This window comes from Xanthomonas sp. F4 (genome assembly GCF_011761895.1).
Map to the genome: position 1 here is coordinate 246,778 of NZ_JAASQX010000002.1, position 21,263 is coordinate 268,040.

Genomic DNA, 21,263 nt, shown 5'->3' on the forward strand with positions numbered 1-21,263 from the left:
AACTCCCACACCCACCCCGACGGCGCCACCGGGCAGGTGGGGGACGACCCGCAGGAACTTGGGGGACTACGCGCAAACCGGCGACAGCAGGTCGATGCGTAGGGCGCTGAAAGGGTACGTGCGCAGCGGGTATGGAGGATCCGGCACAGCATCTCGCCGGATGGGCAGCACCGCAACCACCGCAGGTTCCCTTTCTACAGCTCTCAGCAGCTTGGCCGGAGGGGCGAAGCCCGATCCCTCTGCGGTGTTGGATCGCGCTTTGCTGGTTGGGCGCAACGCCGACGAGATCATGGATGCGATCGTCGAAGCAGTGCGACCGGTGGATGGCACCCAGGATGCGGAAGCCTCACGAGCAGCGATTCGAGACGCTTTATCCGAGCTCTTAGCGCGCTACGAGAACGCTAACCTTCTGCAGCTGACGGACGAACAGCGGGAATTCGCGATTGAGCGTTTCACGGCAAACGACGTCGTTCGTCGGTTCGAGCTCGATACGGGCCAAGTCATCATCGAAAAGGCGCCTACCACCACCATGGGTTTGGCGAGGCTCAAGGAGATTCGCAGCTACATCAAGCAGACGGTGTCCGCTTCTTTTCGGGCCTTAAAGCAGGCAGGACGCCAACTGAATTCCGACAGGGTCACCCAAGTGGTGAGGGACGCGCTGAGGGAGACATTCACGGTGTTCGAGGAGTACGTGTCTTGAAGATCTTCTGTGCACCGAAGGGCTGTTCTGTCCCGCAAGGCCACGATCTAGAGGTTCTGCTTTACGGCCAGCGCAACCGGTCTAACGATCGCCAGGGCAGTGCGGGAGAAGCCGTCCAGCGGGAAATTTACCGAGCTGGACTACTGCCGGATCAACGTGCCTGGGACTTTCTCTCGCTGGCATTGGCGGTGGTGACGGCAGATGTTTCGGTGACGCGCCGTGACAGTCCCGACGGGTGGACGCGCCAGATAGAGCTCGTCGTTGCCGTTTCGGATCCTAGCTTTTGGTCCACCCAATCCAATGCCATCCAAGCAATGCTGGGCTTCCTGTCCACGGATCGCTGGAACATCAGTTTTGTCGAAGGAGGGCACACACCCAAAGCGCCGTCGAAGTTAGTTCGGCCCAAGGAAGATTGCGTGGTGTTGCTTTCCGGGGGGCTGGACAGCTTGGTCGGTGCGATCGATTTGGTAGAAAAGGGCTTTTCGCCCATTTCTGTGAGCAATGTGGTCCGAGGCGATGCGGACAATCAGAGCGTGTTCGCTGAGCGTATCGGTGCAGGCCTTAAGCACTTGGCTCTCAATCACAACGCTACCCCACCGTGGGATAAGGAAGATTCACAGCGCGCTCGATCCATCATCTTTTTGGCATTCGCTGTTGTCGCGGCAACCACGCTCGAGCGCTATCACGAAGGCGAGGAAGTCCCCGTGTTTGTTTGCGAGAACGGATTCATCGCCCTTAATCCATCTCTGACGCACACACGGTTGGGCAGCTTGAGCACCCGCACGGCGCATCCGGAGTTCTTGAGCAGGCTGCGTGATCTTCTGGCCTCAGCGGGGCTAAGGATTCGGCTGGAGAACCCGTATGAAGACAAGACAAAGGGTCAGATGTTGAATGAATGTATGGATCAAACCTTGCTGGAAGAACTTGCTCTCTCTTCCGTCAGTTGTGGCCGCTACCGCGTGTTTGGCTACCAACATTGCGGGCGCTGCGTTCCTTGTCAGGTCCGTCGGGCGGCAATCAATGCCTGGGAGCATGTGGACGACACGGGCTACAAATTCAAGAGCTTGGGTAAGAAGGACACCGATCACGCGAAGTTCGATGACGTAAGATCCGTCGCCATGGCCATTGCTGAAGTGAAGGCGGATGGGATCGATGCTTGGCTCTCTTCCTCCTTGTCGTATCCGCGGATGGGCGACAGGCCACGGCGCCGTGCGCTCGTGCAACGTGGGCTCGCTGAGCTTGAAAGCCTGCACGCAGAGCTTGGTGTGACGTGATCGACTTTCACTGCCACTTGGACCTGTATCCGGACCCTCACGCAGTCGCTGCGGCGTGCCAGGAGCGGGGCCTCTACGTCTTGTCGGTCACCACCACGCCATCGGCTTGGAATGGCACCTCGGCCTTGGCGTTGGGCAAGAGCCGTATCAGAACCGCCCTGGGGCTTCATCCTCAGGTGGCCCATCTGCGCAAGTCGGAGCTGCCGCTCTTCGAGCAATTGGTGGAGCAGACGCGCTACGTGGGCGAGATCGGTTTGGATGGGGCGCCAGAGTTCAAGCCGCACTGGAATGACCAAGTGGAAGTCTTCGAGCGAATCCTTGCAGCCTGCTCCAGCGCGGGCGGCAAGATCCTGTCGTTACACAGTCGCCGCGCGAGCAAAGACGTTCTGAGTCGGCTGGCAGAGCATCCGTGGGCAGGAATTCCTATCCTTCATTGGTTCAGCGGCACGGTGAAAGAGGTCGACAGGGCCGTCGAACTGGGATGCTGGTTCAGTGTGGGCCCAGCCATGCTAGGCAGTTCAAAGGCCCGTGCTCTGGTGGACCGCATGCCCAGGGAGAGAGTGCTCACCGAATCCGACGGTCCGTTTGCGCAAGTTGACGGCCGCTCCATTCTTCCGTGGGAGGCGTCGTCCGCGGTGCTGGGATTAAGCGCTGCGTGGGCAGTGCCGCCCACTGAAGCAGAGCAGCAACTTGCTGAAAATCTGAGGCGCTTAGGCTCGGCATCGTTCTAGAAGTGCCAGCGAGCCCACCGGTCAGCCGTCGCGGAGGCGAGCGGACGCCTTGTCGATGAAGAGTGACATCTCCAACCGGGAGGACATTGCCCCGGGCGGGACTTCTATAGCTAGCTTCTGGGCGAGCACTGATGCCAGAGCCATCTGAGCATCAGTTGGCGCCTTGATGTCCCAGTCCAAGGCTTCAGACAGTGCGCTGGTCAAGTGTTTGCCAAGCCTAACGTTGAATCGCTCACGCGCAGCAGCCTCTCGCAACCGGGCCCATTGACGAACGAGGGCGCGCTCATCCGCCTCAGAGATTGGGATCTCGAGGGCTATGCCGTGCTCAGGTGCTACTAGATAGAGGCCCATGGAACTGTTGAGTCCTTGAAGGCTTGACCAGGCACTAAGGATATCTTAGTGTGAAATCGTGGACGCTTGCGCCATCCTAGGGTTCCAACCGTAGGGGGCCCAGTGTCCGACACCACGCGTCCAATCTTTGCCCAGAGACTGGCTGAAGCACGTACTCGGGCAGGTCTTTCCCAGGCGCAGCTTGGCGTTCTGGCCGGTATGGAGCCTGAAGTGGCAAGTCCTCGCGTCAACCAGTACGAACGCGGCGTGCACGAGCCCCGCGCCGATATGGCGAAGAAGCTTGCTGAAGCCTTGAATGTTCCGGCGGCGTTCTTGTATACCGAGGACGAGATGTTGGCCAAGCTGCTCCTGCGTTGGAACGATCTCAGCAAGACGCAGAAGCGCGATCTGGTGAAGCAGGTCGAGCAGTCGACTGCCACAAGCAAGTGACGATCGGACTGGCCGTGCGCGCGCATTTCAGCTGTATGGTCGCTCGGCAGAGTGAATGGCTGACGTCCGGAGCGAACTCGTAAGGGTCGCTTTTACCGTCCTGCTTGATGTGGCCGATTTATCTCTTCGGCCACTTTCCACGTGATGCAGCCATACGCGATTAGGGAACGTTTATGGGGGTAGGGCGGCTGGCCCATGACCACTTCGTGGCAAAGCGATCCCCGGGCAACCGCTTCAACCAGAGGGATGTCGCCGCCTGGGTGCGTCGGAGCTTCCACCCGGAGCGGGCGCTGTATAGGCTCTTCATCACCCAGTACGCAGCCCGTGCCGAGGCCCAGCGCGCAGGGTTCGCCAAGAGAAGGCTGGCCCACTGGGTATTCACCGACGAAGAGAACGAGCGGATTCCGAACTTCTATACCTCCATCAACGACTTCGTCGACAGGCTGGAGTCCGCTCGGGCTATCCGGCAACTGCCAGCGCCCAGGGGCGAGTGTGAAGTCCTTCCGCCGCCCGCCGCCGGCTGGCTCCCGGGCGCCTACGTGGCCCCGGGCGACGATTCCGGAGGCCGATAGTCCCCGCTTGTCGCTCTTTGAGCTGACGGCACCTAGAATCTAGGGTTAGAGGGGGCACGCGATGTCATGCATGACATTGATTTCAAATGACATTGAGTCCGTCGCCCCTATTCTTCCTTCGATTCACCGCCTTTACAGGATCCGGATTCGTGACCTCACTTGAGACCCTGCTCGACACCCTCCGCCAGTCGTCGATGACTGAGCGCGAGAAGGGCACTTACTTCGAGGACTTGATCCTCGCCTACCTGCGCAACGAGGCCACCTACCGCGACCTCTACCGCCAAGTCTGGACGTGGGCCGAATGGGCGCCGGCCCACGGCTTCTCCGCCAAGGACGACGGCATCGATCTGGTCGCTGAAGAAGCTGGCACTGGCGCCATCCACGCCATTCAGTGCAAGTTCTACGAGTCAGAGCACCGACTGCTAAAAAGCGAGATCGACAGCTTCTTCACCGCCTCCGGCCGCAAGCCCTTCACCCACCGTGTCATCGTCAGCAGCACCAACCACTGGTCCGACAACGCCGAGAACGCGCTGATCGACCAGCAGCCCCCGGTCAGCAAGATCACTCTCCACGATCTGGAGGAAAGCCAGATCGAATGGGCGAAGTTCCAGCCCAAGGCTGCGGTCACGCTGAAGCCAAAGAAGTCCCTTCGCCCGCACCAGCAATCCGCCCTCAAGGCCGTGACCGCCGGCCTCAAGGAGGCTGACCGCGGCAAGCTGATCATGGCCTGCGGCACCGGCAAGACCTTCACCAGTCTCAAGATCGCGGAAAGCATGGCCGGCAAGGGCGGCCGCGTGCTGTTCCTGGTGCCCAGCCTGTCGCTGCTGCAGCAAACGCTAACCGAGTGGACCCAGGAAAGCTCGATTCCCCTGCACAGTTTCGCGGTGTGTTCCGACAGCGACGTCGGCAAGAAGAAGGGCCGCAAGGAGGACGACGCCGTCCAGACCCTCGCCCACGAACTGCGCTACCCGGCCACCACCGACGCCCGCGCACTGGCCAGAGGTGTCGCCGCGCGCAGCGACGACGCGCACATGACCGTGGTGTTTAGTACCTACCACTCCATCGAGGTCATCCACGACGCCCAGCAGCAGGGGCTGGCCGATTTCGACCTGATCGTCTGCGACGAGGCCCACCGCACCACCGGCGCCACCTTCGAGGGCGACGACGAATCCGCCTTCGTCCGCGTCCACGACGCCGGCTACATCCGCGCCGCCAAGCGCCTGTACATGACCGCCACGCCGCGCATCTACGGCAGCGAGGCCCGGGCCATCGCTGAGCGTGACAACGTTGCCCTGTACTCGATGGACAACGAGGCGTGGTACGGCAAGCAGCTGTTCGTCATCACCTTCTCCGAGGCGGTCAAGCGCGGCCTGCTGGTGGACTACAAGGTCATCGTGCTGGCGGTCGAGGAAAGCCACATCAACCGCCGACTCCAGGCCCTGCTGAAGGACGAGAACAACACCCTGCGCGTGGACGATGCGGCCAAGATCGTCGGCTGCTGGAAGGCGCTGGCCAAGCTGGGTATCCACGAAGACGGTACCGACACGCCCGAGCCGATGAAGCGCGCCGTGGCCTTCTGCCAAGTCATCGAACCGGGGAAGGGCGGCAAGACCCACAAGGTCAGCTCCAAGGAAATCGCCGGCATGTTCCAGGCGGTGGTCGAGGCCTACCAGGATGCCGAGGACATCGAGGATGCCGCCCGCCTGACATGCCAGGCGGAGCACGTGGACGGCAGCATGAACGCCGGCCAGAAGGAGGCCAAGCTGGACTGGCTCAAGGCCCCCACACCGCCGGACACCTGTCGTGTGCTGAGCAACGTGCGTTGCCTGTCCGAAGGCGTGGACGTACCGGCGCTGGACGCCGTGCTGTTCCTCACGCCGCGCAACTCGCAGGTGGACGTGGTGCAGTCCGTCGGCCGGGTGATGCGCAACGCCCCGGGCAAGCAGCGCGGCTACGTGGTGCTTCCAGTGGTGATCCCGGCCGGCGTCGAACCGCACGACGCCCTCAATGACAACAAGACCTACGCGGTGGTCTGGCAGGTGCTGCAGGCCCTGCGCTCGCACGACGACCGCTTCGACGCCATGGTCAACAAGCTCGACCTAGTCGGGCCGGACCCCCGCAAGATGGAGGTCGTCGCCATTGCCGACACCGTCCAGCGCAAGGCCGCGCGACTCGTGACAAGCAAGGCAGCGAAAGCCAAGGGCAAGTTCGGCATCGGCGAGGGGCAGCCCAGCTACGAGGCCAAGGTGCAGGGCGAGTTCGAGTTCGAGATCGGCGAGGTCGAGCGTGCGCTGTATGCCAAGGTAGTGGAGAAATGCGGCAACCGCCACCACTGGGAGGAGTGGGCCAACGACATCGCCAGGATCGCCCAGACCCACATCGACCGCATTAAGGCGCTGCTAGAGGACGACACGCAAACCAGGGCCCGCGAAGCCTTCAACGCCTTCGCCAGCGAACTGCGCGACGATCTCAACGACAAGGTCAGCGACGCCGAAATCATCGAGATGCTGGCCCAGCACCTGATCACCAAGCCGGTGTTCGACGCGCTGTTCGCCGACTACAGCTTCGCTAGCCACAATCCGATGAGCAAGGCCATGCAGGCCGTGCTGAACGTGCTCGACGAACTGCACCTGGAGAAGGAAGCCGACACCCTGCAGGAGTTCTACGACAGCGTGAAGCTGCGCGCCGAAGGCATCGACAACGCCGCGGGCAAGCAGAAGATCGTGGTCGAGCTATACGAAAAGTTCTTCCGCAACGCTTTCCCGAAGATGACCGAGCGCCTGGGTATCGTCTACACCCCGGTCGAAGTGGTGGACTTCATCCTGCACAGCGTCGATCACCTGCTGCGGCAGGAATTCGGGCAGACCCTCGGCAGCCAGGGCGTGCACATCCTCGACCCGTTTACCGGCACAGGCACCTTCATTACCCGACTTCTACAATCCGGCCTGATCAAACCGGAAGAACTGGCACAAAAGTACAAGCACGAAGTCCACGCGAACGAAATCGTGCTGCTGGCCTACTACATCGCCGCGATCAACATCGAGGCGACTTACCACGGAATCGCCGGCGGGGACTACACGCCCTTCGAGGGCATCTGCCTGACTGATACCTTCCAGATGTATGAGAAGGAAGACCTGGTCGATCAACTGCTGGTGGATAACAGCAAGCGGCGGAAGCGACAGAAGCAGCTTGACATCAGGGTAATCATTGGAAATCCGCCGTATTCCGTTGGGCAGTCGGATGGAGCCGAGGACAATCAAAATGTCAGCTACCCGAATCTTGATAAGCGAATTTCAGAAACGTACGCGGCAAATTCTTCGGCGCGTACTCGGACCAATGTTTACGACTCATATATTCGAGCTATTCGATGGGCATCCGACAGGATCGGTGACTCAGGTGTAATAGGGTACATTACCAATGCAAGCTACATTGATGCCGGTGCGACGAATGGACTGCGTCGCTGTCTTGTAAATGAATTCTCCAGTTTATACATTTTCCATTTGCGCGGTAATTCGCGAACAATCGGAGCGCAAGCCAAAGCGGAAGGGGGTAGTGTTTTTAATATTCGTACTCCCGTTGCAATTTCCCTGTTGGTGAAGAATCCAAAAGCTAAAGAGCATGGAAAGATCATGTTCCACGACATTGGGGATTGCTTATCGCGTCAGCAAAAGTTGGAGCGCATTGTCGAGCTCGGATCGATTGACGGAATTTCTAAGGGCGGAGGCTGGCAAACAATTAAGCCCGACAGCTACGGCGATTGGCGGAACAAGCGGGACGTAAACTTCGTGCGATTCAAGGTTATGGGTGATAAGGAAGGCGCTCCGGCTATTTTTGAAGAGTACTCGTACGGGACAATTAGTCATCGCGATGCTTGGGTTTATAACTTCTCGCGTTCAAAGTTGGCAAATCAGGTGTCTTCGATGTTGAATTTTTACGATCACGAGCGCCGCAGATACCAAGCGGCCCCCGAAGTCTCGGAGCCAGTTAAGTTTGTTGAAAAGGATGATCACAAGATTTCGTGGGACGCGAAGCTTTTTCGAAGCGTGGCATCCGACAAAACGATTGCATACTCGGAACAGTTCATCGTAGATGCAAGCTATCGACCTTTCACGAGGATGCACTTCTACTTTGATCGCGCGTGCATTTGGAGTGCATATCAAGTTCACCAGATTTTCCCCACCCCAGCGGAAAAGAACATCGCGATAATGGTGAAGCAGCGTATAACGCCGGGCAGCCAATTTGTCTTGATGGTGGACGCTCCCGCAGAGCATCAAACCGACGGCGGCGCCCGGAATTTTCCACTCTATCTTTACGGCGAGTTGGAAGGCGAAGGCGCGGGCGAGCAACAATCCGGCCTTTTCAATTCGCATGAAGCGACACCCGCCGGCCGCAAACGCAGGAACGCCATCACTGATGAGGCGTTGGAGCATTTCCAGTCGGCATATCCTGATGAGCTCATTAGCAAGGAAGACCTATTCTATTACATCTACGGCCTCCTGCACTCCCCCGACTACCGCGAACGTTACGCAGACAATCTGGGCAAGGAGTTGCCTCGCATTCCCCGCGTGAGCACCGCTAAGGATTTCTCGCACTTTAGCAAGGCCGGCCGCGACTTGGCTGCGCTGCACCTGAGCTACGAAGCAGTCGAGAAGTATCCGCTTACCATCGAAGCCAAGGGCGCGCTAACCGACGCCGACTATCGCGTTGAGAAGATGAAGTTCGCCAAGATCAAGGATCCGGAGACGGGAAAGTCCATCAACGACCGCAGCACCGTGATCTACAACAGCAAGATCACGATCCGCGATATTCCCGAAGCGGCTTGGGGCTACATCGTCAACGGTAAGGCCGCCCTGGACTGGGTGATGGAACGCCAGTCCGTGCGCGTGGACAAGGCCAGCGGCATCGTCAACGATGCCAACGACTGGGCCACCGAAACCATGGGCAACCCGAAGTACCCCTTGGAACTGTTCCAGCGAGTGGTCACCGTCAGCCTGGAAACGCAGAAGATCATCGCTGCGCTGCCACCGCTGGATATCAGTGAAGACGGCTGACCCCCACATGCAGGCACAAGGACATTCCTATGAATGAAGTGGTGTGGGGCATCCACGCAGTCGCACCGGCGATGCTGATGCCTTGTTCCTGAAGCAGGGCTGCATCGCCATTGGCTGGGATGCCATGGGCGATTTGTCGCGGCTGGTAGCCGACCGCGATGCCTTCCGGCAGTGCTATGTGCGGGCCTACCCGGAGGCGAAGAAGGGCGGCATTGCCACGGTGTCTGGCATTCCCTACCGGTTCCTGCACGAGATGAAGGCCGGTGACCTGGTGGTGTACCCCTCCAAGCAGGACAAACAGGTGCACATTGGCCGAGTCACTGGCCCGTACCAGTACGTGGCCGATGCCACCCAAGGCTATCCTCACCGCCGCAGCGTGCAATGGCTGAGTCACGTGCCGCGCTTGCAGTTCACCCAGGGCGCGCTGTACGAAATCGGCTCGGCGCTCAGCCTGTTCCAAGTCAAGAGCTATGCCGACGAGTTCCGACACGCCATCGATGGCAGGCCTGCGCCTGCAATGGCGGTGGACGAGGACGATTCGGTGGCGATCGTGTCCGACGAGATGGAAGACACCACGCGCGACTTCGTGCTCAAGCGGCTGGCGCAGGAGTTCAAGGGCTTGCCGCTGGAAGATTTCGTGGTGCATCTGTTGCAGTGCATGGGCTACCACGCGCGCAAGACCCGGACGAACGAGCCCAGCGTGGACGTCATCGCGCACAAGGACCATCTCGGCATCGAGCCGCCGATCATCAAGGTGCAGGTCAAGAGCAGCGCCAGCACGGTGCAGGATCGGGATGTGTCGGCGTTGTACGGCAAGCTCGCCCATGGCGAGTACGGCCTGTTCATCACGCTGGGAAGCTACAGCCCGTCTTGCCGCAACTTCGAGCAGAGCAAGTCGAATCTGAGGCTGATCGATGGCGATGAGCTGGTGGCGCTGATCTTCGCCCATTACGAGCAGTTCGATTCACGCCACAAGGGCCTGCTGCCGTTGCGGCGCATCTATGTGCCGCAGGTGCTGGAGGCCGACTGACGGGGCATGGCCGCGAATCACCGCTTTCCCGCAAGAAGCTGGGAGCTCCCATCTGGTATCAGGCCAAGCTGACAGGAATCCGCATTAATGCTTCGCACCATCTATCTGGTACGCCACGGAGAAAGCGCCTCCAATGCTGGAGGCATCACCATGCCCCATGCCTTGATTCCACTGACAGAAGCGGGACGCAAGCAGGCAGACGCGCTATCGGCTCGGCTGCCCGCCCAACCTCCCAGGATTCTTGCCTCGCCCTTTATTAGGACACTGGACACCGCAGAGCCTTACGCCAAGCGAATGCAGGTCAAGATCGAGCAGGAGCCGTTGCTGCAGGAATTCGACATGGTCGACCCGGTGTTGATCGCCGGCATGGATCAAGCGCAACGGCGTCCGATCGCCGATGCGTTCTGGAAAGAGGGTGATCCCACAAAGCAGATGGGCGAGCAGGCCGAAAGCTTCGGGCAGTTCGCGAGCCGAGTGTCCACGTTCATGGCCGACCGGCTCCCACTGCTTCCGGACGGAACGGTCTGCTTCGGCCACGGCATCTGGATCGGCATGGTGGCTTGGAAGCTGTTGTGGTTCAGCGTGGACACCAGTGATGACATGCGCCGCTTCCGGCGTTTCCAGACTGGCCTGCCGCTGACCAATGGCGCGGTCTACGCCCTTGAGGAGTTGGCGCGCGCTCAGTGGTCACTCCGCAATAGATTCGTGTGAATCACTCACTACTGGCCCGGCCCGAGCATGGCCGGCTACTTTGGCATGCGCTGCGGAAGTGACTCCACCGCTGCTTCTGGCAGCGCGCCCAACTGCGCCAGCCGTTCTCTTGAGCCGCTGTAGGATTCATAGAACTGTGCCCATTTACTGAAGCCGCCCAGTTCGCCAACTGCGCGGATCATCGCGACGTGGGATGCGGTTAGCAGAGCGACCTGCGATTCGAGGTCGGCGATGCGCACATCGCGATCCGCCAGGGCGCTGGCCGCGGCAACACCAGAGAGCTTTCCCGGCCTGCCTCGCCAACGACGGAATTCGGCTTGCCGCTCCTGATACTGCGCAAGCATGCGGCTGCGTTCTACGCTCCGGGTGATCGACGACGCTGCTTTGATTCGCGGATGCAAACGTGCAACTGCTCGCGCGGTGATGTCCTCGTCGCGAGATAACAGGTTCTCCAGCACTCGGGACATTTCCGGATCGGAATGGGATGTGGCTTGTTGCAAGCTGTCGTTATCCATCCATGACTCCAGTGCGGCGAGGAAGAGAGAGGTCGGGACCATCGGGGAACGGCTTTTCGCCTTGCTTGGTCGCCAGGAGCGTGCGCACGCCGTCAAGTCTGACCTTGGCATGTTGAATCTGGTTTGTGCGGCCGATGCTCTTTGAAGGCTTGGCCTCTGCGATCTCGACAGCTGCGGTCAGCTTGAGTTCGAGCGTCTGCAGGTGACGGCGGTTCTCCGGCAAATTGGTTGCCGATAGATGGCGGCAGCCGGAAAAGCACTCGAGATGCTTTGGACAGGGATCGACAGTGAAGCTGTTCAAGCAATGACCGTAGGGAGTCGCGTGAAAACCGTCTGCTTCGACCTTCAGGAACTCGAACGCGGCGGTGTCACCCTCGATGCTCTGGATCTTCTTGAACGCATCCACGATTGGACCGCTGGCTTTCCCGGATTGGATCATCTTCGCGACAGTGCTGGCTTTCTCGCCGAGCGCCATTTCCACGTCTGCAGGCAGTTCGAGTTGATCCAGCTCTTCCGCCAGGCTGCGATGATCGTACTCGTAGCTTTGGGCCACGCTGCGGCGATTGAAGCGTTTGGAGATGATGGTGTCGGCCACGCCGAGACGGAAAAGCTCGGTGTTCTGTAGGTGACGCAGCGTGTGGGAGGTGAGCACCAGATCCTTGTCGTCGTCAGATTGCCCATACCGTTTGAACAGCGTGTCACGGGACTTCTGCTCGCCCAAGGCAAGATTGACCAGGCTTGTATCAGGCCGACCAACGGAGACGTATCGGGTGACATCGCAGACCCCGTTGTTTCGCTCCTCAGCCAGCGATCGTTTCGGATGCAGGAAAAGGAATTCCCAGGAAGCAAAGCTGCGATCGGCCAGGCTGAAAAGGTCTGTGTCCGGCAACTTTGATCTGGCCGCGAAACGAAGGTAATTTTCAAGATCTCCGATCTTGACGTAGACCTGGCTCATGTCACGCCTTCCATTGGGTGAAACTGTCCTGCCTTCAACGTCTCTCAGTACCAATGCGCCACCATCCTTGCCCTCGAATTCCGCCATTCGGCGAAAGTACATGCGAGCGGTCGAACTCATCTCACCCTGCAAACTGGCGTTCAAGCTCTTTTGAACCTCGTGGAGCTCGTCGAAGCAGTCGGCAGAGTAGTTCTGGCGGCACTTCTGCATCCAATACTTCTTTTTGTCCTCGGCCAGGTCTAACCAGAAGGCGTTTCCGGAGAGGCGGGTGTAGATTTGCGTGGTCGGCACCAGCTCACTGAGCGCAAAGTCTGGAAAAACGCGCCCTGTTTCAGTCTGCTTCCTCAGCGTGTTCCTTAGCGGGTTGGTGATTGCCGCAGCACGGGTCAGGGTCTCGCTCACGATCTCCTCGAACATCTGGGGAACGTAGTGAGCCTTGTCGATGAGCACCTTGCTGTCGGCATTCTTTGCCTGCTGCTTCTCGGCGAAGTGCCGGATCATGAGCGATTGAGAGTACCCGCCTAGCTCCCCTGCAGGCCGCTGCTTCGAGTCGTAGTAGTGCCGTTCCGTTCGCCACTCAACAGGAAGGAGCGTCGCCTCTCCAATTCTGAAGCCCGTTAAGATCATGATGCGAATGGCTGCAAAGCGCAGTTCGTCCATGAAGGTCAGGGGCTGCTCGGTCATGACGATCCGGACCAACTCCCAGAACGCGCGACGTTCGGGTAGGCGCTCAGCGCGTTTGCGATCTTCCAGGTTGTGCCGAATCTCCGCTTGAGAATTGAGAAATTTGGACCGCCGAGTGGCTCTAGGCTGGAGACGCGTGGCGGCGAGGGCAGGGTAGAGCGGTCCGACATCGGCCAAGTGGTTGGTATCAAACAACACCTTGGTCAGCCCCGCGATCAAGTCGCCAAGTTTGCCCGATGCCTGGATGCTGTTGCCGGTACGAACCGCGAGAGCCATTTCGTCAACGGTGACACTCCACGGCTCAGTGCCTCCCGCGCATGTAGCGATCACGCGCAAGGGGCGCGCCACATTGTTGGCGATGTGACCGAACGAGTTGCGGCGAACAAATAGCTGTTCCATGACGGCAGCTTTGATGAGGTCTTGCCATGCGGGCGAAAAAGTGCGAGCAGACAGAACCGGCAGCCCGTTGAAAGAGCGGGATGCGTTGATCGCTTCAATTGCCAGACGTTCCGAACTGAAGTGGCGCAAACGATGTATGGGAGCAACGCCTCCTGCTAGCGCAGTGAGGTGCCATTCATGCCCTTTGATCGCCGTTCCGCTCTCATCCAGCGGAATTTCCCAAGGAACCCCATGCGTTGCGGCTAGCTCCATTCCGAGCTTGATGAAAGCGGAGAAGTGGGGATTCAAGACGGCAGACCGTCAAGCTCAACCACCACCGCCTGAACTTCGGCGATCGTTCGTTCGAGCTGTAGATAGGCTGGCGAAACCGCGTCGCCACGAGATGAGTCATGGAAGAACCTCGCCACACCTCGAAAGTCGGCTAGAACTTTCGAGTGCATCCGAACGTCGTGAATCGGCATGAACTTCCTACAGCCATAGCAGGACAAGATCGGGTTGTAGGGACACGCAGCCTGCCCGGAGGTGCATCCACCGATCCCCGCGATCGGAACACCATGTGGCGCTCCGCCGATCTGCTGGGACTCCTTCAATTGCGCGAGCTCTTCTGGACTGATAAACCGATCGTGGGCAATGCGAGCAACGCGCTGATAAATCTCGGAGATTCCCAGTGCTTTGTTCACCCGCTCAGCCTGGCTGGCCGATGTTTCGTAGTACACGAGCGCAGTAGTTATATCCGAGTGCCCAAGGAACTCGGCAAGTTCCTCTTGGCTTGCGCCAGCATCAACGAGACGTTGAGCGGCTGTGTGCCGCAGATTGATGGCAGTCGCGTCGAACTCGAGGAGGTCGCGAAGTAGGGAGCTTATGCGACGACTTGCTTCATGAGCGGATGTGGCGCCGAACACCCTAGCGCCCGCATCATCGCCACTAGCCTGAAAGTATCGATCGATCTCGACGAAGAGTGGGGTCCACTCGCGTTTCACGCGCCTAAGCAGCGCCTTAGCGGCACTGGAACTCCGCTGCTTCGCCATCCGGAATGTGATGTGGGCAGACGCGAGCATGCCGACATCTTCTCGACGAACTTTTACGTCACGAAACGTGAGCATTGCAATCTGAATAGGTCGCATTGCGAACTGATACGCACAAAGCAACATCGCTGCGTCTTGTACATCTTCGAGATCCAGCAACGACTTACTTGCCTGGATCGCCGCCTCATCCAAGAACCGAACTATCGCAGCTTCATCGTTAACCGAAATAAAGGCTTCACCCGATCGGACGACGGCATACTTGTCTTTGAAGGGGAGGGGTAGAGCAGATATGACATCGTGATAGGAGTCTGACCAGCCATTGATGCGATGTTGGCAGAGCAGCTTGAGGATCGATTTAGCGCAGGAGTAGGCGTCTGTGGGCAAGGTCTTCGCGAGGAAGGCGGTCCATACGGAAGAGATTCCTGTGGGCCCAGCGCTCAAAAGCCCAGTAACATCTTCGCTTCCAAAGTGCTTCCCTCCGATCGTGTACATTGCGGCGGTCCTCGGCGCAAAGCCCTCTCCAATGATGCGAAGAAATACGTGCTTTAGAATGGTTCCAAAGGCCTCTTGAACCAGAGCGAACTCGATGTTGATAACGCTTCCATTCGCATGAACTTCGAAGCGGTTGGCTGCCGCAGGACTTCGAATGGAGCGAGTCGTGTCATCGAAATCGTCGTAGTACCTAATCACGGGCGGCAACGGCGGAAGCTGCGCAGCGACTTCGCTCAGCGTTGACGCATCGAGCCGACGATGATGATCACGGTGCATATCCATATGTATTCCTATGGCGCAACTCAGGAAGGAATTGCTCTCAGAACCTCCAGTCGATCGTCAAATGCGTTGTTCCACACCGACGATAGACGGTCTTCGAACACCGCTCGCGCGTAGCGAACGGGCATCTGTGATTCTCGCGACCAGCCGAAGAAGGCCCGGAGCTTCTGCAGTGCTTCATCCATTGAGTCCCCATGGTGAAGAAGTTGATTCAGTCGCACTACGGCACAAGTATGACGAAGGTCGTGTGGGGTGACTGAATTTTTTCCACTTCGTTCCTTCAGCTCTTGGAGAGTGGAGGGTGGTAGGGCGGCGGAGATTTTCAGGAACATCTTCGTCAAGGATTCAGTGGACAGCGGACTGTCCTGCTGTGTATTCAGCAGGAAGGCGTGACCTGTCCTACCTCGATAGTTTTCAACATAGGTTTGTACTAACCCCGCAACCGCTTCGCTCACTGGCAGTTGGCGGATAGAGTTCGCCGACTTGATGCTGGGTCTGGAGTACCTCGGGTCATCGCCGTCATCGGAGTAAAGGCTCTCTTGCACATTCATCCAGCAACGAGATCTCTTCTGCCCTTCATCAAATCCGTCCTTGATCACGTCTGCGGTAAGCAACAGGAGCTCGCCGCGTCGAAGCCCCTGATGGAGCATCAACAGGAAGGAAATAAAGGCGAGCCATCGCGTGCGCTGTCGTACAAAAGGATTGGTCGCCGATGCCGGGTCTAGCATTTCGTAGAGTGCCTTGATCACGCTCGCCGGCAATGAACGGACCTGACTCGGTTGGCGGCTCCTGCGGACGTGGAGCTGCCCATACAAGTGGGATAGGCGATGCAGGCGAGCTTCGATCTGCTGAAGACGGTCGATTGGCAGCGTTGACTTGGACAACCAGGTGACCACAGACCCGACAAATGCTAAGCCGGCGCGCCAACGTGATTCGTCTGCCGGACCAACGGAAGGTTGATTGCGGATCGATATGAACCAGGACTCTAGGATCTCGGCGAGCACGACCTCGTTCAGGTGTCCCAAGGCGTCATCTAGCGCGTGGGCGCCGAACTGACGATCCGCATGGCCGTACAGACTCTCGATGTACCGAAGCTTCTTGACCTGGCTAGATGCGGCGAGGTCATGGTTGGACATCAACGCCCAGACGCTAGCCCAGTAACGAGGCAGCCTGTGAACATCGTCAACTAGTAAGGCGCCCCGTAGTGAAGCGGGAACCTGAGGATCCGTAAGCACGTTGAGCAAGGGCTGTTTCCTGTTGAGGAAGCAACACTATATGTACCATCGAACAAGGACTCTGTTGCGGGCCGAAGGCTCCTATCTAGGGCTTCCACGCAACACTAGGAGAAGTACTAGATTTTCGCATAATGTATCTTATGTAAAATCGAACTGCGGCAGTGCTCCTCGCGTCAGCCCCTCAGCGCCTCCCCATCCGGCGCTGTATCTGCGCCATCTGCTTCGCACTGAAATCCCTGCTGTGCCGATCCAGCAACGCAACCACAGTCGCATGTGCCTCATCGGCCCGGCGCCGCAGCTCCTGGATGGCGGCGTTCTCGATGGCTCGCCATTCTTCGGCAGTCTTGCCTGTTGGGATGGCTTGGCGCTGGCGGTTGGTGTCCAATGCGGTACTCATGTGGAAGCTAGTCCTGAACGCATTCTTCGTGCAGTGACTTTACCGCAGCGCCGATCTCAAACCTGCCGTTTGCGCGGATTTGGCGCAGGCGCGTTGCCTCCACCCGGGCCGGCGTCACCTGGAAACCCAGGCGGCAAACGCACCCGCGCGCACAACCCGCCGCCTTCGCGGTTGGCGAATTCCAGCGCGCCACCGTGCGCTTGGCAGATGGCCGCGGCGATCGACAGGCCGAGGCCGCTGCCGCCGGAATGGCGTGCGCGCGAGTCGTCGGCACGCCAGAAACGGTCGCCCATCCGCGCCAGCGCTTCCTCGTCGACACCGGGACCGCGGTCGGCGACGCGGATCATCACACCGTCGGCATCGGCCTGCGCCTCCAGCGCCAGTTCGCCACCGGCCGCGGCGTAGCGCAGCGCATTGTCGATCAGCACCGACAGCACCTGGCCCAGGCGATCGCGGTCGGCGCTGATGTACAACTGTTCGGGAATGCGCACCTGCACCTGCATGCCGGCCTCCTGCAGCGGCTGCGCGGCCCAGGTCAGGCGTTCGCGGACCAGCGCGCCGAGCGCGAAGCGCTGCGGCTCCAGCATCAGCTGGTTGGCGCGGGCCATCGACAGCAGGTGCAGGTCGCCGACCAGGCGATTGATCTGCTCCAGTTGGCGCTGGACCATGCGCAGCTGCTCTTCGCTGCTCGGGAACACCTGGTCGAGCATGCCCTGCACCCGGCCCATCGCCGCATTCAGCGGCGTGCGCAGTTCGTGCGCCAGCATCGCGCTGGACTCGCGCACCTCGCGTTCGTACTGCTGCAGCTGCGCGCTCATGCCGTTGAAGTCGATGGCCAGCCCGGCCAGTTCGTCCGGTGCACCGGGTACCACCCGCGCACGCGCGGCGAAATCGCCGTCGCTGATCCGCCGCGCCGCCTCGGCGACGTTGGAGAACTGCCGCGACAACGGCCGCGAGGCGAGCAGGCCGCAGACCACGATCACCGGGATCGATGCCAGGATCATGCCCGCCAGCAGCAGCCAGTCGCGGCTGGCCAGCCCGGGCAGGAAATCGGCCACGTCGTAGTAGGTCTCGAACAACTCCCACAGGCGCCGCGCGTTGCTGTGCGGATCCTCGCGCAGTTGCAGCATCTCCTGCCGCGCCTGCGGCGGCAGGCGGCTCAGCGTGGAGGCATCCCAGATCGCGAAACGCAGCAGCATGCCCAGCGCGATCGCGATGATGGTCAGCACCGCCAGCGCGCTCATGCGCAGGCCTACCCACTGCCACAGCGGCACGTGGCGCCTGCGGCGGAACCAGGCCCAGTTCATCGGAAGCGGTAGCCGATCGCGCGCACCGTCACCAGCAGGCCGGTGACCTGTTCGTGTTCCAGCTTCTTGCGCAGGTTGTGCACGTGCGCATCCACCACCCGCTCCAGCGCATCGCTGTCGGGCAGGCAGATCTCCAGCAGTTCGCTGCGGGTGAAGGCCTTGAACGGCGTCTTCATCAGCGTCGCCAGGATGTTGAACTCGGTCGGAGTCAGTTCCAGCGCCACCTCGTGGCCATCGGCATTGCGCACGGTGGCGCGCACCGCCGCCGTGTCCACGGTGAGCCGCTCGTGGCGCAGCGGTTCCTCACTGGCGCGCGCCGGCCCGGCGCGACGCAGCACCGCATACACCCGCGCCACCACTTCCTTGGGGCTGTAAGGCTTGACCACGTAGTCGTCGGCGCCGTAGCGCAGCGCGCCGAGCTTTTCCGGTTCGTCGCCCATCGCGGTGACCATGATTACCGGGGTATCGCTGCTGCGGCGGATCGTGGACAGCACCTCGGTGCCGCTGAGCCGCGGCAGCATCACGTCCAGCAGCACCAGGTCCGGCTTCCACTGCGCATGCACGGCCACCGCCTTCTGCCCGTCCTCGGCGATGGTGACCTCGAAGCCATCGCGGCGCAGGTAGGCCTCGAGGATGCTGGCGCTGTCGGCATCGTCTTCGACCAGCAGGATCTTCTTCGCGTGCATTGCCTGGTGCCTGTATTTCGCGTCTTGATGGAATCTTGAAGATTCCTAGAAGGCGGCTTGAACATGCCCGCCCATGCTGGCAGTCGAGTTCGATCACCGACCGCCGCCATGATTCTACCGTTCCTGCTGCTCCGCCCGCGCCGCACCGGCGCCCTGCTCGGCCTGCTCGCGCTCGTCCTGGGTGGCTGCTCCCTGGCGCCGGTCTACCAGCGCCCGCAAGCGGCCCTGCCGCCCACGCTGGGCGCGACCACTGCGACCGAGGCTGCCGCCCCGAACCGTAGCGACAATGCGCTCACCGAGCAGGAACAGCAGTTCGTGCAGGCGTTCTCGCCACAGCACGACCTGACCCCGCTGCTGACCCAGGCGCTGGCCCACGACCCGGACTTCCGCAATGCCGTGCTGACCGTGCAGCAGGCGCGCGCGCAGTACCGCATCGAACGCGCGCAGCAGCTGCCGCAGCTCGGCCTCGATGCCCAGGGCACGCGCCGCAGCTACGACGACGCGGCCACGCAGGCGCGCTACGGGCAGAAGCTGAGCACTGTCGCGGTCGGCGTGGACGGCTTCGAACTGGATCTGTTTGGCAAGCTGGCCTCGCTGTCGGCGGCCGCGCAGCAGCGTTACCTGGCCTCTGAGGATGGTCGACAGGCGGCGCGCGGTGCGCTGATCGCCGAGGTCCTGCGCGCCTACACGCTGGAACGCGCCGCCCTGCAGAGCCAGCAGCAGGCGCAGACCATCGCCGAACGCAGCGCCGCACTGTTGGCGATCGCCACGCGCCAGCAGTCGGTCGGGCTGATCTCCCGCGATGCGCTGGACCGTCAGCGCCACGACGACGACCAGGCCCAGGCGCGCGCGCAGCAAGCTAGCAGCGACCACGCCGCCGCCCGCCGCGCCCTGCAACTGCTCGCCGGCTACGCCACGCCCGATGGCGCCGGCACCCTGCAGGATCTGCTGCCCCGCGCCGAGCAGGACGACGGCCACGCCTGGCGCGACCTCGACTCGCAGCTGCTGCTGCAGCGCCCGGACGTGCGTCAGGCCGAGGCAGAGCTGCGCGCGCGCAATGCCGACATCGGCGCCGCACGCGCCGCGTTCTTCCCGTCGATCCGCCTGAGCACCTCGCTGGGCACCGCCAGCGAGGCATTGAACGGCCTGTTCATGCCCGGCAGCCGCACCTGGAGCTTCATGCCGCAACTGCTGCTGCCGTTGTTCGACGGCGGCCGCAACCGCGCCAACCTGGATCTCGCGCAGCTGCGCAAGGACGGCGCGGTGGCCGACTACGAGAAGACCGTGGAAGCGGCGTTCCGCGAGGTGGCCGATGCGCTGGATGCGTTGCCGGCGCTGCAACAGCGCGAGCGCGGCGAACGCACCAACCTGGAACGCGAACGCCAGCGCGTGGCGCGCCTGCAACAACGCGTGGCGCAGGGCCTGCAGGACCGCCCCGAGCTCCTGGCAGGCGATATCCAGGCCGCACAGGCCGAACTGGCGCACCTGCAGGCGCGCCAGGATCTGCTGCTCGATCGCATCGCGCTGTTCCGCGCGTTCTACGGCGTGCCGTTGCCGCACGCGCCCTGACCTTTCCCCCACCGCACGAGGTTGACCCGATGAAACATGTCCTGTCCGTTCTGTCGCCCACGCTGACCATGGCCTTGCTGGCGCTGCCGCCGGCCGCGCACGCCGCAGACCCCGATCCGGCATCCAGCGCCGGCCTGTTCGGCGACCGCACCCAACTGAGCGTGGGCGGCGGCGCCATGCTGACCCCGCGCTATGCCGGTTCTGCCGACGATCGCGTGCAGGCGGTACCGGTGTTCTCGGTGCAGCGCGGCATCCTGTTCGCGGACACGGTGCGCGGCGCCGGCGTGCAGTTCCAGAATGCGCACGGCTTCTCCGCCAGCCAGTCGTTCGGCTACGACCTGGGCCGCCTGCAGCGCAACAGCAGCTGGCGCCCCGGCTCCAGGAGCCTGGCTGGAATGGGCGACGTGCCCGGCGCGATCACCGCGCGCAGCCTGGTCATGCAACAGCTGACCCCGTACCTGGCGCTGGACGCCGAAGCCGAGTTCGCGCTGAAGGACGGCGCGCGCCGCAACCGCTATCGCGCCGGGACGCGCTTCACCCTGCTGCAGGCCGCGGCCGACAACGTCACCCTGGACCTTGACGCGCACTTCGGCGACCGCCGCTTCAACCAGGCGTACTTCGGCGTCACCGATGCGCAGAGCCTGGCCAGCGGCTTCCAACCGCACCGTGCCGATGCCGGCGTGTACGCCTACACGGTCGGTGCCGAATGGGATCACACCCTGTCGCCGCACTGGACTGCCTCGCTGCTGCTCAACGCCACCCGCTACGTCGGCGCCGCCGATGGCAGCCCGGTGGTGCGTCGCCGTGCCGCTGCCGGCGGCGGCGCCACCGTCACCTACACCTTCTGACCGCTTCCGGGACACCGCCGACC

18 protein-coding genes are annotated in these 21,263 nt (G+C 61.2%); 10 read left to right on the top strand and 8 right to left on the bottom strand.

What is annotated here, in order from left to right:
* Positions 1-94 precede the first annotated feature (94 nt).
* From qatB to qatD, 3 genes are read left to right on the top strand one after another with little or no spacing between them, the layout of a single operon-like run.
* Positions 95-700, top strand: coding sequence for a Qat anti-phage system associated protein QatB (gene qatB, locus FHR66_RS21080; protein WP_304951781.1), 606 nt, complete (start codon positions 95-97; stop codon positions 698-700).
* Positions 697-1,974 (top strand): Qat anti-phage system QueC-like protein QatC, encoded by a 1,278-nt coding sequence (gene qatC / locus FHR66_RS09030; protein ID WP_160968016.1) that lies wholly within the window; start codon positions 697-699, stop codon positions 1,972-1,974. The genes qatB and qatC overlap by 4 nt, the downstream gene beginning before the upstream one ends.
* Complete coding sequence (gene qatD / locus FHR66_RS09035; RefSeq protein WP_160968015.1) at positions 1,971-2,705, top strand: Qat anti-phage system TatD family nuclease QatD; 735 nt, start codon at positions 1,971-1,973, stop codon at positions 2,703-2,705. Before qatC ends, qatD begins: the two co-directional genes overlap by 4 nt.
* Before the next feature lie 21 nt (positions 2,706-2,726).
* Here the strand turns inward: qatD and FHR66_RS20915 are convergent, their stop codons facing one another.
* Positions 2,727-3,056 (bottom strand): hypothetical protein, encoded by a 330-nt coding sequence (locus tag FHR66_RS20915; protein ID WP_208417144.1) that lies wholly within the window; start codon positions 3,054-3,056, stop codon positions 2,727-2,729.
* 102 nt (positions 3,057-3,158) lie between these two features.
* Between FHR66_RS20915 and FHR66_RS09040 the strand changes: the two genes are divergently transcribed.
* The 5 genes from FHR66_RS09040 to FHR66_RS09060 all read left to right on the top strand — a co-directional run bounded on the left by FHR66_RS09040 (position 3,159) and on the right by FHR66_RS09060 (position 10,849).
* Positions 3,159-3,485, top strand: a complete 327-nt coding sequence (locus FHR66_RS09040; protein WP_160968014.1) for a helix-turn-helix domain-containing protein — start codon at positions 3,159-3,161, stop codon at positions 3,483-3,485.
* Positions 3,486-3,691: 206 nt separating this feature from the next.
* Complete coding sequence (locus FHR66_RS09045; protein ID WP_237475358.1) at positions 3,692-4,057, top strand: hypothetical protein; 366 nt, start codon at positions 3,692-3,694, stop codon at positions 4,055-4,057.
* A gap of 149 nt (positions 4,058-4,206) precedes the next feature.
* A complete protein-coding gene (locus FHR66_RS09050; RefSeq protein ID WP_160968013.1) occupies positions 4,207-9,108 on the top strand; it encodes a type ISP restriction/modification enzyme in 4,902 nt (1,633 codons plus the stop codon).
* Between the two features lie 124 nt (positions 9,109-9,232).
* On the top strand, positions 9,233-10,138 hold the full coding sequence (locus FHR66_RS09055) for a restriction endonuclease (protein ID WP_237475357.1): 906 nt from the start codon (positions 9,233-9,235) through the stop codon (positions 10,136-10,138).
* 87 nt (positions 10,139-10,225) lie between these two features.
* The gene (locus tag FHR66_RS09060) at positions 10,226-10,849 is read left to right on the top strand and encodes a histidine phosphatase family protein (protein ID WP_160968012.1); all 624 of its coding nucleotides are present in this window, start codon (positions 10,226-10,228) and stop codon (positions 10,847-10,849) included.
* Positions 10,850-10,884: 35 nt separating this feature from the next.
* Here FHR66_RS09060 and FHR66_RS09065 read toward each other — a convergent pair whose 3' ends face one another.
* The 7 genes from FHR66_RS09065 to FHR66_RS09095 all read right to left on the bottom strand — a co-directional run bounded on the left by FHR66_RS09065 (position 10,885) and on the right by FHR66_RS09095 (position 18,823).
* Complete coding sequence (locus FHR66_RS09065) at positions 10,885-11,364, bottom strand: hypothetical protein (protein WP_160968011.1); 480 nt, start codon at positions 11,362-11,364, stop codon at positions 10,885-10,887.
* Positions 11,357-13,690, bottom strand: a complete 2,334-nt coding sequence (locus FHR66_RS09070) for a hypothetical protein (protein ID WP_237475356.1) — start codon at positions 13,688-13,690, stop codon at positions 11,357-11,359. The genes FHR66_RS09065 and FHR66_RS09070 overlap by 8 nt, the downstream gene beginning before the upstream one ends.
* Entirely contained in the window at positions 13,687-15,201 is a 1,515-nt protein-coding gene (locus tag FHR66_RS09075; RefSeq protein ID WP_237475355.1) for a site-specific integrase, read from the bottom strand. The genes FHR66_RS09070 and FHR66_RS09075 overlap by 4 nt, the downstream gene beginning before the upstream one ends.
* 20 nt (positions 15,202-15,221) lie before the next feature.
* The gene (locus tag FHR66_RS09080) at positions 15,222-16,334 is read right to left on the bottom strand and encodes a tyrosine-type recombinase/integrase (protein ID WP_202394787.1); all 1,113 of its coding nucleotides are present in this window, start codon (positions 16,332-16,334) and stop codon (positions 15,222-15,224) included.
* Positions 16,335-16,614: 280 nt separating this feature from the next.
* A complete protein-coding gene (locus FHR66_RS09085; RefSeq protein ID WP_160968009.1) occupies positions 16,615-16,830 on the bottom strand; it encodes a hypothetical protein in 216 nt (71 codons plus the stop codon).
* Positions 16,831-16,886: 56 nt separating this feature from the next.
* Positions 16,887-18,137 (bottom strand): sensor histidine kinase, encoded by a 1,251-nt coding sequence (locus FHR66_RS09090; protein ID WP_237475354.1) that lies wholly within the window; start codon positions 18,135-18,137, stop codon positions 16,887-16,889.
* Positions 18,134-18,823, bottom strand: a complete 690-nt coding sequence (locus FHR66_RS09095) for a response regulator (RefSeq protein WP_160968007.1) — start codon at positions 18,821-18,823, stop codon at positions 18,134-18,136. The genes FHR66_RS09090 and FHR66_RS09095 overlap by 4 nt, the downstream gene beginning before the upstream one ends.
* Before the next feature lie 108 nt (positions 18,824-18,931).
* Between FHR66_RS09095 and FHR66_RS09100 the strand changes: the two genes are divergently transcribed.
* Positions 18,932-20,392, top strand: a complete 1,461-nt coding sequence (locus tag FHR66_RS09100; protein WP_160968005.1) for an efflux transporter outer membrane subunit — start codon at positions 18,932-18,934, stop codon at positions 20,390-20,392.
* A gap of 29 nt (positions 20,393-20,421) precedes the next feature.
* Positions 20,422-21,240: a MipA/OmpV family protein gene (locus tag FHR66_RS09105; protein WP_160968003.1), complete on the top strand. Its 819-nt coding sequence runs from the start codon at positions 20,422-20,424 to the stop codon at positions 21,238-21,240.
* Positions 21,241-21,263: the final 23 nt, after the last annotated feature.

Excerpts from the sequence above, each read along its gene's own strand:
- qatB (WP_304951781.1), top strand. The coding sequence starts at position 95 with ATGCGTAGGGCGCTGAAAGGGTACGTGCGCAGCGGGTATGGAGGATCC.
- FHR66_RS20915 (WP_208417144.1), bottom strand. The coding sequence starts at position 3,056 with ATGGGCCTCTATCTAGTAGCACCTGAGCACGGCATAGCCCTCGAGATC.
- FHR66_RS09055 (WP_237475357.1), top strand. The coding sequence starts at position 9,233 with ATGGGCGATTTGTCGCGGCTGGTAGCCGACCGCGATGCCTTCCGGCAG.
- FHR66_RS09060 (WP_160968012.1), top strand. The coding sequence starts at position 10,226 with ATGCTTCGCACCATCTATCTGGTACGCCACGGAGAAAGCGCCTCCAAT.
- FHR66_RS09065 (WP_160968011.1), bottom strand. The coding sequence starts at position 11,364 with ATGGATAACGACAGCTTGCAACAAGCCACATCCCATTCCGATCCGGAA.
- FHR66_RS09075 (WP_237475355.1), bottom strand. The coding sequence starts at position 15,201 with ATGGATATGCACCGTGATCATCATCGTCGGCTCGATGCGTCAACGCTG.
- FHR66_RS09080 (WP_202394787.1), bottom strand. The coding sequence starts at position 16,334 with ATGTCCAACCATGACCTCGCCGCATCTAGCCAGGTCAAGAAGCTTCGG.
- FHR66_RS09085 (WP_160968009.1), bottom strand. The coding sequence starts at position 16,830 with ATGAGTACCGCATTGGACACCAACCGCCAGCGCCAAGCCATCCCAACA.
- FHR66_RS09090 (WP_237475354.1), bottom strand. The coding sequence starts at position 18,137 with ATGAACTGGGCCTGGTTCCGCCGCAGGCGCCACGTGCCGCTGTGGCAG.
- FHR66_RS09095 (WP_160968007.1), bottom strand. The coding sequence starts at position 18,823 with ATGCACGCGAAGAAGATCCTGCTGGTCGAAGACGATGCCGACAGCGCC.
- FHR66_RS09100 (WP_160968005.1), top strand. The coding sequence starts at position 18,932 with ATGATTCTACCGTTCCTGCTGCTCCGCCCGCGCCGCACCGGCGCCCTG.
- FHR66_RS09105 (WP_160968003.1), top strand. The coding sequence starts at position 20,422 with ATGAAACATGTCCTGTCCGTTCTGTCGCCCACGCTGACCATGGCCTTG.